The 12,826-nt window shown below is 45.2% G+C and carries 14 protein-coding genes; all 14 read left to right on the forward strand.

Going from position 1 to position 12,826, the window contains the following annotated elements; genetic code table 11:
- Positions 1–272 precede the first annotated feature (272 nt).
- The 14 genes from H8Z79_RS00750 (at position 273) to H8Z79_RS00815 (ending at position 12,705) form a co-directional block, all read left to right on the forward strand.
- Positions 273–536: an AtpZ/AtpI family protein gene (locus H8Z79_RS00750; RefSeq protein ID WP_072522107.1), complete on the forward strand. Its 264-nt coding sequence runs from the start codon at positions 273–275 to the stop codon at positions 534–536.
- A gap of 24 nt (positions 537–560) precedes the next feature.
- Positions 561–998, forward strand: a complete 438-nt coding sequence (locus tag H8Z79_RS00755; protein WP_118039332.1) for a hypothetical protein — start codon at positions 561–563, stop codon at positions 996–998.
- 39 nt (positions 999–1,037) lie between these two features.
- Entirely contained in the window at positions 1,038–1,799 is a 762-nt protein-coding gene (locus H8Z79_RS00760; protein WP_015541872.1) for a F0F1 ATP synthase subunit A, read from the forward strand.
- Between the two features lie 99 nt (positions 1,800–1,898).
- Entirely contained in the window at positions 1,899–2,177 is a 279-nt protein-coding gene (gene atpE, locus H8Z79_RS00765; RefSeq protein ID WP_118039333.1) for an ATP synthase F0 subunit C, read from the forward strand.
- A gap of 70 nt (positions 2,178–2,247) precedes the next feature.
- Positions 2,248–2,751, forward strand: coding sequence for a F0F1 ATP synthase subunit B (atpF, locus tag H8Z79_RS00770; RefSeq protein ID WP_015541873.1), 504 nt, complete (start codon positions 2,248–2,250; stop codon positions 2,749–2,751).
- Positions 2,748–3,287, forward strand: coding sequence for an ATP synthase F1 subunit delta (atpH, locus tag H8Z79_RS00775; protein WP_015541874.1), 540 nt, complete (start codon positions 2,748–2,750; stop codon positions 3,285–3,287). Before atpF ends, atpH begins: the two co-directional genes overlap by 4 nt.
- Positions 3,288–3,352: 65 nt before the next feature.
- Positions 3,353–4,882, forward strand: coding sequence for a F0F1 ATP synthase subunit alpha (gene atpA / locus H8Z79_RS00780; protein ID WP_118039334.1), 1,530 nt, complete (start codon positions 3,353–3,355; stop codon positions 4,880–4,882).
- 23 nt (positions 4,883–4,905) lie between these two features.
- A complete protein-coding gene (atpG, locus tag H8Z79_RS00785; RefSeq protein ID WP_015541876.1) occupies positions 4,906–5,763 on the forward strand; it encodes an ATP synthase F1 subunit gamma in 858 nt (285 codons plus the stop codon).
- A 22-nt stretch (positions 5,764–5,785) separates the two neighbouring features.
- Entirely contained in the window at positions 5,786–7,180 is a 1,395-nt protein-coding gene (gene atpD, locus H8Z79_RS00790) for a F0F1 ATP synthase subunit beta (RefSeq protein WP_015541877.1), read from the forward strand.
- Positions 7,181–7,192: 12 nt separating this feature from the next.
- Positions 7,193–7,594: an ATP synthase F1 subunit epsilon gene (gene atpC / locus H8Z79_RS00795; protein WP_015541878.1), complete on the forward strand. Its 402-nt coding sequence runs from the start codon at positions 7,193–7,195 to the stop codon at positions 7,592–7,594.
- A 127-nt stretch (positions 7,595–7,721) separates the two neighbouring features.
- On the forward strand, positions 7,722–9,281 hold the full coding sequence (gene cls / locus H8Z79_RS00800) for a cardiolipin synthase (RefSeq protein ID WP_118039335.1): 1,560 nt from the start codon (positions 7,722–7,724) through the stop codon (positions 9,279–9,281).
- 348 nt (positions 9,282–9,629) lie between these two features.
- Positions 9,630–10,391: a nucleotide-binding protein gene (locus H8Z79_RS00805; RefSeq protein WP_118039336.1), complete on the forward strand. Its 762-nt coding sequence runs from the start codon at positions 9,630–9,632 to the stop codon at positions 10,389–10,391.
- Positions 10,388–11,671 carry a nitrogenase component 1 gene (locus H8Z79_RS00810; RefSeq protein ID WP_118039337.1) on the forward strand — a complete coding sequence of 428 codons (1,284 nt, stop codon included), beginning with the start codon at positions 10,388–10,390 and terminating at the stop codon, positions 11,669–11,671. The genes H8Z79_RS00805 and H8Z79_RS00810 overlap by 4 nt, the downstream gene beginning before the upstream one ends.
- Positions 11,668–12,705, forward strand: a complete 1,038-nt coding sequence (locus H8Z79_RS00815; protein ID WP_015541882.1) for a nitrogenase component 1 — start codon at positions 11,668–11,670, stop codon at positions 12,703–12,705. Before H8Z79_RS00810 ends, H8Z79_RS00815 begins: the two co-directional genes overlap by 4 nt.
- Positions 12,706–12,826 lie beyond the last annotated feature (121 nt).

A 12,826-nucleotide genomic window follows, 5' to 3' on the forward strand; every position in this document is an offset into this window, starting at 1 on the left:
ATAAGAAAATAAAACAGAGTTACAGAAGAGAGGTTTTGTTCCATTTTGGGACAAAATCTCTTTTTTGTACCATGACTGTGGATGGAGCCTTATGTTATAATCCTGACATTCAAAAAACAAAGATGTTATAATTCTAACAAAAATATTTTGAGGAAAACAAAATTATTTGAATAAATTATACAAATGCATTGAGATTTTGAGCTTGCTGTGGTAATATTTGACTATGCGAAAAAGAAAATATAGACAAATATTGGTAAAAAAGGAGAATAATATTGAAACAGTGGTCGGAGATCATGCGTAATGTCACAATGCTGTCCCAGCTGGGACTTTCATTTATCACACCACTTCTTTTGTGTCTGGCGCTCTGCTGGTTCATTATTTCAAAGACAGGTGTGGGCGGCTGGATCTACATCCCTGGATTTTTCTTCGGAATGGGCGGATCAGCTACTGTGGCATATAAATTTTATCTTTCTGTAAACAGACAGAACAAGAAACAATCAAAAAGTAAAAAAATATATTTTAACAGACATTCATAAACATCTAAATGAAGGACAGAATAAATGAAAGGAATGGAAACTATGAGTGGTTTACTGGAAAATGTGCAGCCGGCAGTAAAGAAGGAAACAAAGAGGGTCGTGATGATCACAGGAGCAGGACTGATCCTGATGTGGATTCTGTTTGCGATACTTCATTACACAATGCCGGATAAAGTACCATTTGATTATACGGTAATTTTAGGAGGTATCGGTGGCGGCATGATCGCAGTCCTGAATTTTTTTCTGATGGGGCTTGCAGTACAGAAAGCTGCGTCAGCCACAGATGAGGGGACAGCGAGGATGAAGCTCAAAGCCAGCTACTCGCAGCGTTTTATGATGATGATTCTATGGGTGATCGCTGCAATCGTTGCTCCGTGTTTTCAATTTGTAGCGGGAATTGCTCCACTTCTGTTTCCGGGAACGGGACTGAAATTTGTGGGGATATTTCATAAAGCAAACTAGGAGGGGAAAATCAGAAAGAGACGGGAGGTGAGTGAATGTATGGAACTGGATATTAATGGGGCAAGGATATTTTTCACTTTACCCATTGACCTGCCGGTTCTGGGACAGTTAAAAATCAGCGAGACCATGATCATAAGCTGGATCGTTATGATTCTGATCACAGGTTTGTGTATTTGGCTGACACATGATCTCAAAGAAGAAAATATTTCCAAACGGCAGGCAGTAGCAGAGCTTCTGGTTGAACAGGCGAACAAATTCGTTATAGGTAACATGGGAGAGAAATTCAGATACATGATTCCATTTGTTGCAGCACTTTTCGCAACAAGTGTTGTATCAAACCTGATCAGCCTTGTCGGACTTCGAAGCCCGACATCAGATCTGTCTACAGAAGCAGCGTGGGCGGTTGTGGTATTTATCATGATCACTGCGCAGAAAATCAAGACCAGCGGTTTTGGCGGTTACTTAAAGGGATTTACACAGCCGATTCCGGTTATGACACCATTTAATATTCTTTCCGAACTGGCAACACCGGTCAGCATGGCATGCCGTCATTTCGGAAATATTCTTTCCGGTGTTGTTATCAATGGCCTGATCTATGGGGCGCTGGCAGTGGCAAGTTCCGCACTTCTGGGGTTGATCCCGGGACTTGTGGGTGATGTTCTGTCACAGATACCTGTTCTTGATGTAGGTGTGCCGGCAATTTTATCTGTATATTTTGACTGGTTCTCAGGAATTATGCAGGCATTTATTTTCTGTATGCTGACAGTTATGTACATTGCGAATGCTGCAGAAGAAGGTTAGGGATTTTGAGTGCGGGGCACTCGCAGAAACAAGGGATAACGTAACTGTGAGGGTACTGAACAGTTACGGATGATTAATTTATTACAGGAGGATTTTACTATGGATTTTCAGTTATTGGCAAAAGGTATCGCATTAGCAGGTTGTGCAATTGGAGCTGGATGTGCGCTGATCGCAGGTATCGGCCCTGGTATTGGTGAAGGTAATGCTGTTGCAAGTGCGCTGGAAGCAATCGGACGTCAGCCGGAGTGCAAAGGTGATGTTACATCTACTATGCTTCTTGGTTGTGCAATCGCAGAGACAACCGGTATTTATGGTTTTGTAACCGGTCTTCTTCTTATCTTCATAGCACCGGGCATGTTCATGAATTTCCTTGGATGATCGAGAATATAAGGTAAAGGCAGAAGGCTGCAGCGGACAGATCAGGCGGCAGCAATAGGAGGTTACAAACATGCAGGTACAGGAATTAGTAGGAATTGTGCCTTGGAATTTTATAGCGACGATCTGCAACCTTTTTATTCAGGTGTATCTCATCAAACGTTTCCTTTTTAAGCCGATCAATGAAATGCTGGACAAGCGTAAGGCAAAAGCCGATGCCGAGATCCAGGATGCAGTGAAGGCCAAAGAAGAGGCTCAGGCCATGAAAGCTGAGTACGAAAAGAATATGCAGGAAGCAAAAGAACGGGCGAATGAAATCGTGATGACAGCACAGAAAACAGCGGCTGTTCAGAGCGAAGAGATGCTCAAAGAAGCTTCCAGTCAGGTAACTGCCATGAAAGAAAAGGCAGAGAAAGACATTGCACAGGAGAAACGTAAAGCTGTCAATGAGATCAAGGGAGAAATTGGCGGTATGGCTGTTGAGATCGCCGGCAAGGTAATCGAGCGCGAAATTAATGAAGAGGATCACACGAAACTGATTAATGATTTTATTGAGAATGTAGGTGAGGCATCATGACACAAGCTGCCAAAGTTTATGGTGGCAGTCTGTATGATCTTGCTGCCGAGGAAAAGCTCGATGGACAGATCATGGAGCAGATGAATGAAATCAGACAGATCTTTCGGGAAAATCCAGAATATCTGAAATTACTGGGAGAGCCGGCAATTCCGCTGGAGGAGCGGATAAAGATGCTGGACGAGGCATTTGGCGGACAGATAGAACTGTATCTTTTGAATTTTCTGAAGCTTTTGTGCGAAAAGAAAATCTTAAGAGAATTTGCCGGATGCTGCGAGGAATTTAGACGGCGGTATAATACCGACCACGGAATTGTGGAAGCGGTAGTCACCGGCGCAGTGAAATTAAAAGATGACCAGATGGAAGCGCTGAGCGCCAAACTTGAAAAAGTCAGCGGTAAGAAGATTCATCTGACACAGAAAACAGACCCGACCGTACTTGCCGGTCTTCGTGTAGAGATGGAAGGCAGACAGCTTGACGGAACAGTGCAGGGACGTATTTCAGATATTACAAAAAAATTGAATGAAGTAGTGGTGTAATAAAAAGTAATAGCAAACGATAACAGGCTATGAAGCTATAAAATGTTAAAGGATGGAATGGACACATGCAATTAAAACCTGAAGAAATATCCAAAGTCATCCGAAGCCAGATAAAATATTATGAAAATGCCATTCAGCAGAATGAGACAGGTACGATCCTGATGGTTGGTGACGGAATTGCCCGGGCCAGTGGACTCGTAAACTGTATGGCGGGTGAACTGCTGGAATTTGAAGACGGAAATTTCGGCATGGCACAGAACCTTGAAGAAAACAGTGTTTCTATCGTAATATTTGGCTCCGATGAAAATATTGGTGAAGGTCAGACCGTAAAGCGTACAGGCAAGGTTGTGTCTGTACCAGTTGGTGAAGCAATGATCGGACGAGTAGTAAATGCTCTGGGACAGCCGATTGACGGTGCAGGACCTGTTGATACAAAAGAATTTCGACCGGTAGAGACGAAAGCACCGGGAATCTGCGAAAGACGTTCCGTATATCAGCCTCTCCAGACCGGTATTAAGGCAATCGACTCCATGATTCCAATCGGTCGTGGACAGCGTGAGCTGATCATTGGTGACCGTCAGACCGGTAAGACAACGATTGCGACAGATACGATCATCAACCAGAAAGGTAAAGATGTGATCTGTATCTACGTAGCCATCGGACAGAAACGTTCTACAGTTGCTTCACTGGTAGAAAATCTCACCAGAAACGGTGCGATGGACTATACCATCGTAGTAGCGGCAACGGCTTCTGAATCCAGCCCGATGCAGTATATTGCTCCGTACTCAGGATGTGCGATGGGTGAATACTTTATGAATAAAGGAAAAGATGTGCTGATCATTTACGATGATTTAAGTAAGCATGCGGTTGCTTACCGTGCACTTTCTCTTCTGATCCGTCGTCCACCGGGACGTGAGGCATACCCGGGTGACGTTTTTTATCTGCATTCCAGACTGCTGGAACGTGCAGCAAAACTTGACGACGAACATGGCGGCGGTTCACTTACAGCACTGCCGATCATTGAAACACAGGCAGGCGATGTATCTGCCTATATTCCGACAAATGTAATTTCCATTACAGACGGACAGATCTTCCTGGAAACAGAACTTTTCCATTCCGGTATCATGCCGGCGGTAAACCCTGGTATTTCCGTATCACGAGTTGGTGGAGATGCGCAGATCAAAGCAATGAAAAAGGTTGCCGGTACTCTGAAACTGATTTATTCTCAGTATCGTGAGCTGCAGAGTTTTGCTCAGTTTGGATCTGATCTGGATGCTGATACGAAGGCACGTCTGGAACAGGGCGCACGTATCGTGGAAGTTCTGAAACAGAGCCAGAATGCACCTGTTCCGGTAGAAAAGCAGGTAGCGATCCTGTATGCAGTTACCAAAGGTATCCTTGAGAAAGTAAAGGTAGAGGATGTCAATGCATATGAAACAGGACTGTATACGTATCTTGATACAGATGCTGCCGGACTTGAAGTAATGCAGCTGATCAGCTCCACAGGCAAACTTGAGCCGAAGACCGAAGAAAAACTGCGTCAGGTACTGGAAGCATATACAGAGAATTTCCTGAATACAAGACCTGAAAAATAATGTGATTAGGAGGGTATGATCATATGGCTGGAAATATGAAAGCTGTAAAGCTGCGTATCAAAAGCGTACAGAGTACGATGCAGATTACCAAGGCCATGGAACTTGTAGCATCCTCCAAACTGCGTAAGGCAAAGGAACGTGCAGAAACCTGCCGTCCGTACTTTACAGAGCTGCATGAGACACTAAAAGACATTTCAAGAGAAAATATTGATTTTTCCTCCGTATATGCCAGAGAGTCATCCAATCCCCGTTACTGTTATGTAGTGATTGCCGGTGACAGAGGCCTGGCAGGCGGATATAATGCAAACCTTTTTAAATGTCTGGAAGCAGCAGCGGAAGGTAAAGACTATATGGTTCTGCCGATTGGCAAAAAAGCAGTTGAGTATTTCAGACAGAGGGGCATTGAATGCCTGACAGACCGTTTCGCAGAGATTGCAGATGTTTCGGTTGCGGACTGTTTTGAGATCGCAAATATGCTTTGTGAAGAATTCCGAAAAGGAACGTTTGGGCATATTGAACTGTGTTATACAGTTTTCACATCAATGCTTTCCCAGCAGCCGGATGTATTTTCCATACTTCCAATGACTGATATCAGGGAAGAAAGCGGCGGCAGAGTAGACACGAAAAATCTGATTCTCTACGAGCCGAATGCGGAGGTTGTGTTTGATGCCATCGTTCCGGAATATCTGGCGGGTCTGGTTTATGGCGGTGTGTGCGAAAGTACTGCCAGTGAACTTGCAGCCAGACGTATGGCCATGGACGCTGCGACCAGCAATGCAGAAGAGATGATCGATAAACTCAATCTGTATTACAACAGGGCACGACAGGCCAGCATCACGCAGGAGATCACGGAGATTGTTGCAGGTGCGGAAGGGCTTTAAAATATCATAGGAGACTTAAAACATGAGTGAAAAACACATTGGCGAAGTAGTACAGGTCATCGGTCCAGTTCTGGATATCCGCTTTGCGCACGACGAACTCCCGGCTCTTCTCAATGCCATAGAAATAGAATCAGACGGCGCAAAGCTGACAGCCGAGGTAGCGCAGCAGATTGGCGACGATGTCGTAAGATGTATTGCCATGAACTCTACCGACGGTCTTGTCCGGGGCACGAAGGCAGTAGATACCGGCGGCCCGATCACAGTTCCGGTAGGAGATGTCTGCCTGGGACGAGTATTTAACCTTCTCGGAGAGCCTGTAGACAATCAGCCGGCTCCGGAAGCAAAGGAACGCTGGTCTATTCATCGTCCGGCACCTTCTTATGAAGAGCAGATGCCGGCAACGGAGATCCTGGAGACTGGCATCAAAGTTGTTGACCTGATCTGCCCTTATGCAAAGGGTGGTAAGATCGGTCTGTTCGGTGGTGCCGGTGTAGGTAAGACAGTCCTGATCATGGAATTAATCCACAACGTAGCAACTGCTCATGGTGGTCTGTCTGTATTTACCGGTGTTGGAGAGCGTACCCGTGAGGGTAATGACCTTTATAATGAAATGAAAGAAAGCGGAGTTATTGACAAAACAGCTCTGGTTTACGGTCAGATGAATGAACCGCCGGGAGCACGTATGCGTGTCGGACTTTCAGGACTTACCATGGCGGAGTATTTCCGTGATGAGAAGAATCAGGATGTGCTTCTTTTCATTGATAATATTTTCCGTTTTACACAGGCTGGTTCTGAGGTATCTGCACTTCTCGGACGTATGCCGTCCGCAGTAGGATATCAGCCGACACTGGCAACAGAGATGGGAAATTTACAGGAGCGAATCACTTCTACACGTAAAGGTTCCATCACATCGGTACAGGCTGTCTATGTACCTGCCGATGACTTGACAGACCCTGCTCCGGCAACGACATTCTCACATCTGGATGCGACAACTGTACTTTCCCGTGAGATCTCCAGTCAGGGTATTTACCCGGCAGTAGATCCTCTGGATTCCACAAGCCGTATTCTTTCACCGGAGATTGTCGGAACCGAGCATTACGAGATAGCAAGATCTGTACAGAGAGTGCTTCAGCGTTACAAAGAACTTCAGGATATCATCGCTATCATGGGTATGGATGAGCTTTCTGAAGACGATAAACGTACGGTAAGCCGTGCACGTAAGGTACAGAGATATTTGTCTCAGAGCTTTTCTGTAGCAGAGCAGTTTACCGGTATGCCTGGTAAATATGTTCCGCTGAAAGAAACTTTAAGAGGATTCAAGATGATCCTTGACGGAGAATGTGACGACATTCCGGAGAGCTGTTTCCTGTTTGCCGGCACTATTGATGAAGTATTTGAAAAAGCTAAGAAGCAGTAAAGGAGGTGTCTTATGAGTACCTTCCCTTTACGGATCGGAACACCGGACGGTCTTCTTTTTGAAGGAGATGTGGAGCGCGTGGTCTGCAGAAGTGTAGGCGGTGATCTTGCCATTCTTGCAAGACACTGTAATTTCTGCACTGCCCTTGGTATGGGCGAAGCCAGCGTAGTCATGGAGGACGGAACCAGACGGACAGCGGCCTGCATCGGTGGAATGCTCTCTGTGATGAACGGAACCTGCCGCCTTCTTGCTACCACATGGGAATGGAAAGAAGATATCGACGCAGAGCGTGCGCAGGCGGCAAAAAAACGCGCCGAAGAAATGATCGCCAAAGGCGGCCTCACCGACCAGGAATATAAGATGGCATCTGCAAAACTGCAGAGAGCACTGGTGCGTCTGAGTGTAAAAGAATAGAATGTATTTTTTCGGGGAGGGCTGTAGCTCTCCCTGAAGTTTTCTGTGTTTGCGATTCTGTCATAAAGTGCTATGATGTGTATCACAATCATAAAAATGAACTGTCAGAGAAAAGGGAGTGGAGTTTATGAAGGATACGACGCTTGAGGGCAGAGCGAAAACGAAAAACGGTGTAACCAGGCTTGTTTTTTCAGTTGTGTGCATTTTACTGGAAGCGATATTTGTTTTACTGTTGTTTACAGGACTGAATCGTTACGCAGAGGCAATCAACCTGTGTACAAGGATATTGGGATTGATTGTCATTTTAAATATGTATGCATCTCCGGTTACCTCGACGATCAAGATGCCGTGGATTTTCCTGATTATGGTATTTCCGATTATGGGACTTACATTGTATCTGATGGTTGGTCTGAACGGCGGTACGAGTAAGATGAGGAAACGTTATAAAGATATCGATGAACGGCTTTTACTGTTGCTTCCGAAGAATCATAAGATTCAGGAAAAATTACAGCATACAATCCCAAAAGCGGGAAATATTTCTTCATATATACAGAGAAATGCCCGTTACCCTGTATATCAGAATACAGATGTAACTTATTATGACGAGGCTTTGAAGGGACTGGAGGCACAGCTTGAAGAACTGGCTAAAGCAGAGAAATTTATCTTTATGGAATATCATGCGATTGAGGATGCCGAGGCCTGGCAGAGGATTCAGCATGTTTTGGAAGAGCGTGTACAGGCCGGTGTGGAAGTCAGAGTATTTTATGACGATATGGGATCAATTGGTTTTATTAATACAGATTTCATCAAAAAGATGGAAGCAGTCGGAATATGCTGCCGGGTTTTTAATCCGTTCATGCCCGGTTTAAACCTCTTTCTGAACAACCGTGACCATAGTAAGATCACCGTTATTGACGGTAAAGTCGGATTTACCGGTGGATATAATCTGGCAAATGAGTACTTTAATCTGACACATCCGTATGGTCAGTGGAAGGATACCGGAATCCGTCTGGAGGGGGATGCGGTACGTTCCCTGACAGTGACGTTTCTTGAGATGTGGAATGCAATCAGTGACAAGGATGAAAACGACATGGATTTCGCACAGTTTTTACCGGAATATCCATATGAAGCCCAACAGACCGGTTTTATTCAGCCATATGCGGACAGTCCACTGGATGATGAGCAGGTTGGTGAAGAGGTTTATATCAGCATGGTGGATAAGGCAGAAAAATATTGCTGGTTTATGACACCGTATCTGATCATCACGGATGAAATGGCCCACGCAATGACACTTGCCGCCAAACGGGGCGTGGATGTCAGGATCGTTACTCCCGGAATTCCGGACAAAAAGCTGGTATACAGTGTCACCAGATCGTTTTATCATGAATTGGTCAAAGACGGAGTACGCATTTATGAGTGGAGTCCGGGCTTCTGCCATGCCAAAATGAGCGTCGCTGATGACTGTATGGCGACCTGTGGAACAATCAATCTGGACTATCGAAGTCTGTATCATCACTTTGAAAACGGCTGCTTTATGGCAGACTGTGATGCAGTTCTGAATATCCGGAATGATCTGCAGGAGACAATGAAAGAGTGCCGGGATGTTACCGAAAAATACTGCAGCGGACGCAGCGCATATCTTCGTCTGGGACAGCTGTTTATGAGGTTGTTTGCGGGGTTGTTATAATTGACAGGTTTGTATGAAAGCAGCCGGTTTGTTATGATAAAATAACAGAATAAATACCTGTTAGCGTTGACTCACTGCGCTTTTGTAAAGTACAATAAAGTCAGATAAAAACGTAAAATAGAAAGAAAAGAATGAAAACAGAACAGACTCTGACGGCAAGGAATCATCCGAGCGGGAATAGGTGTTTATGTGAAATTTACAGGTTACTGCGAGTGAATAATACAGTGACATTTACAGGACTTCTCTACCCTGACGGTGGAGGAGTCCTTTTGTATACCAAAGAATGCAAGGGAAGGTTTTTCGGGTGGAATCTGTAAGAGCTGTTTTTTAGGAGGAGGGTATTTACAAATGCTGAAAGTAGCGATTTATGGAAAGGGAGGCATCGGAAAATCAACCGTGACTTCTAATCTGGCGGCGGCTTTCGCATCCATGGGAAAGAAAGTCATTCAGATCGGATGCGACCCGAAGGCAGATTCAACGATCAATCTGCTTGGCGGAGAACCGCTTCGTCCTGTCATGAATTATATGCGTGAGGAGGACGAAGAACCGGAGACTCTGGAGGATATTTCGAAAGAAGGATTCGGTGGGGTACTCTGTATCGAAACCGGTGGACCGACACCGGGACTTGGGTGTGCCGGAAGAGGAATCATTGCAACTTTTCAGTTGCTGGAAGACCTGAGATTATTCGAAACATATCAGCCGGATGTCGTGCTCTATGATGTTCTCGGTGATGTTGTCTGCGGCGGGTTTGCAGCTCCGATCCGTGAAGGATATGCAGAAAAAGTTCTCATCGTGACCTCAGGTGAAAAGATGGCATTATATGCGGCAAATAATATTTCAAGTGCAGTACGGAACTTCGAAGACCGGAGTTATGCGCGGGTTTTCGGTATTGTTCTGAATCATCGAAACGTAGAAAATGAAACAGAAAAAGTACAGGCATTTGCACAGAAAAGCAACATCCCGATCGTAGGTGAGATACCGAGAAGTGACGAAATTATTCGCTGGGAGGATCAGGGTAAGACCGTGATCGAGGGAGATGAAGATTCTGAAATCAGTCGGAGATTTTTTGATCTGGCAGAAATGCTTCTGAAAGCAGAGGAAGAAGAATGAGAGAGGCCTATTATTGTACAGTAAAAGAATTGAATGATTCTGGTAAAGAGAATATCCCGGATCAGTTTAAGTCAAATATGCATCTGATCTACAGTTCACCGGCAACGCTTGCCTTTAACTCGCCGGGAGCGGAAGGATTTGGTGTAAAGCGTGCCGGGCTTGCTATTCCGGATTCGATTATGTTGATCGTGGCGCCGGGCTGCTGTGGACGGAATACATCTCTGATCAGCTCCATGCGTGAATATGATAATCGATTCTTTTATCTGATGATGGATGAAACAGACATTGTAACGGGACGTCATCTCAAAAAAATTCCGAAGGCAGTTGAAGAGGTCTGTGCGGGACTTGAGAAAAAGCCCTCAGTTGTTATGATCTGCATTACCTGTGTGGACGCGCTGCTCGGTACCGATATGGAGCGTGTCTGTCGTAAAGCAGAGGAACGGGCGGGACTTCCGGTACGTCCGTGTTATATGTATGCACTGACTCGTGAAGGGCGAAAACCGCCGATGGTGCATGTACGGCAGTCATTATATTCTCTTCTCGAACCGGCGAAGAAAAAGGGAAATGTCGTTAATCTTCTGGGATTTTTTTCACCGCTCGTGGATGACTGTGAGTTGTATGAGCTGCTGCACAGTGCAGGAATAAAAACGATTCATGAGATTTCCAGATGCCGGGATTTTGATGAATACAAAACCATGGCCGAGGCGAATTTCAATCTGGTTCTTCATCAGGAAGCAAGAGCCGCGGCAGAGGATTTTCATGAGCGCCTGAGGATACCGTTTATTGAACTCCGGCGGCTGTATCAGACTGATAAAATAGAAAACCAGTATCAGGCATTCGGTTCGGTATTGGGAGTTGCTTTTGATACAGATGCATACCGCAGGGAGGCAGAGCAGGCTGTGGAACATTTCCGTAAGGTTCGTCCGGATGCATCCTTTGCAGTCGGTGAATGTATGAACGGTGATCCGTTTGAAATGGCACTGGCACTTCTGAAATATGGATTCAAAGTACCGGAAATTTATGGAACAATCACGATAGAGAACTTTGTTTATATGAAACATATTGCCGAGTTAAGCCCGGATACAAAGGTATTTTCCAATATGGAGCCGACCATGCTCTATTATGATCCGAAGAAGAGCGGGGTGAATATTACCATAGGAAAGGATGCGCTTTATTACCATCAGGGATGCCCGGGAATTATGTGGAATCAGGATGAGCAGCCGTTCGGATTTGCCGGGGTGAGAAGATTGTTTGAGGCACTTAAGGAGGTGGCAGAATGAGAGGACTTCGGAAATATCTGACACCGTTTGCACCGGATCAGTCCGGTGCGGTATCGGTGCTTTTTGAACTTGGTGGTATCGTGGTGATCTGCGATGCGGGAGGCTGTACCGGCAATGTCTGTGGTTTCGACGAGCCACGATGGTTCGAACAGAAAAGTGCGATTTTCAGTGCAGGACTTCGCGATATGGATGCCATTCTGGGGCGCGATGACCGCCTTGTGGCAAAGCTCGCGGATGCGGCAGAGAAAGTGGATGCTGCTTTTACGGCAGTGATCGGAACACCGGTTCCGGCTGTGATTGCAACGGATTATCTGGCACTCAGACGCATGACAGAAAAGAAAATGAATCTGCCTGTTCTCACTGTGGATACAGATGGAATGGAGCTCTATGATAAGGGGGAAGAAAAAGCTTTTCTGGAGCTTTTTAAGACTTTTGCAGTAGAAAAATATCCTGTGGATGAGCATAAAATCGGTGTTCTGGGAATGACACCGCAGGATGTCAGTGACCTTGCTGCCGCGGATAAAATACGGGAGCTGTTTCAGCGAAAATATGGGCAGAAGGCGGTTTGCTACTGCATGGGAGACGGACTTGAAGAAGTAAAAAAAGTGTCCTCGGTAAGCAAAAATATCGTAGTTTCTCCGGCAGCACTTGCGACAGCAAAATATCTGGAAAAAACATTCGGAACAGCATATGAAATTTATTATCCGCTGGTGGAAGATTTACTTCCGGAGATGGATTATACGGGTAAAAGAATACTTGTCGTGCACCAGCAGGTGATTGCCGGTTCTATCCGAAAAGAACTGCTGAAACGAGGCGCAAAGGCGATTCAGACGGCGTGCTGGTTTATGATGAAAAAAGAACTTCAGGCAGATGGAGATGTGATTCTTCGTGATGAAGATGCCTACATAGAACTGGTGCAGAATGGTGAGTTTGATATTATTTTTGCAGACGAATGTATGGATCGGATGACACCAAAATTTGATGGAACATTTGTGAATACAAGGCATTTTGCGGTGTCCGGGAAACTGATATAGTGTCAGATAAACAATAAAAAACCAATAGAACAGTAAATAAAAACCTGTTGAATTCTGACTGCCGGAATAAAAATCAGACAGAAAATTGGTTTTGTCTGAGATGGCAGACATTGAATGAAAA

It is taken from the genome of Blautia intestinalis, assembly GCF_014297355.1.
Lineage (GTDB): Bacteria > Bacillota > Clostridia > Lachnospirales > Lachnospiraceae > Blautia_A > Blautia_A intestinalis.

What these genes read in the sequence shown, in the direction of transcription:
- H8Z79_RS00755 (WP_118039332.1), top strand. Translation starts at nt 561, where the DNA reads ATGAAAGGAATGGAAACTATGAGTGGTTTACTGGAAAATGTGCAGCCG.
- H8Z79_RS00760 (WP_015541872.1), top strand. Translation starts at nt 1,038, where the DNA reads ATGGAACTGGATATTAATGGGGCAAGGATATTTTTCACTTTACCCATT.
- atpE (WP_118039333.1), top strand. Translation starts at nt 1,899, where the DNA reads ATGGATTTTCAGTTATTGGCAAAAGGTATCGCATTAGCAGGTTGTGCA.
- atpF (WP_015541873.1), top strand. Translation starts at nt 2,248, where the DNA reads ATGCAGGTACAGGAATTAGTAGGAATTGTGCCTTGGAATTTTATAGCG.
- atpH (WP_015541874.1), top strand. Translation starts at nt 2,748, where the DNA reads ATGACACAAGCTGCCAAAGTTTATGGTGGCAGTCTGTATGATCTTGCT.
- atpA (WP_118039334.1), top strand. Translation starts at nt 3,353, where the DNA reads ATGCAATTAAAACCTGAAGAAATATCCAAAGTCATCCGAAGCCAGATA.
- atpG (WP_015541876.1), top strand. Translation starts at nt 4,906, where the DNA reads ATGGCTGGAAATATGAAAGCTGTAAAGCTGCGTATCAAAAGCGTACAG.
- atpD (WP_015541877.1), top strand. Translation starts at nt 5,786, where the DNA reads ATGAGTGAAAAACACATTGGCGAAGTAGTACAGGTCATCGGTCCAGTT.
- atpC (WP_015541878.1), top strand. Translation starts at nt 7,193, where the DNA reads ATGAGTACCTTCCCTTTACGGATCGGAACACCGGACGGTCTTCTTTTT.
- cls (WP_118039335.1), top strand. Translation starts at nt 7,722, where the DNA reads ATGAAGGATACGACGCTTGAGGGCAGAGCGAAAACGAAAAACGGTGTA.
- H8Z79_RS00805 (WP_118039336.1), top strand. Translation starts at nt 9,630, where the DNA reads ATGCTGAAAGTAGCGATTTATGGAAAGGGAGGCATCGGAAAATCAACC.
- H8Z79_RS00810 (WP_118039337.1), top strand. Translation starts at nt 10,388, where the DNA reads ATGAGAGAGGCCTATTATTGTACAGTAAAAGAATTGAATGATTCTGGT.
- H8Z79_RS00815 (WP_015541882.1), top strand. Translation starts at nt 11,668, where the DNA reads ATGAGAGGACTTCGGAAATATCTGACACCGTTTGCACCGGATCAGTCC.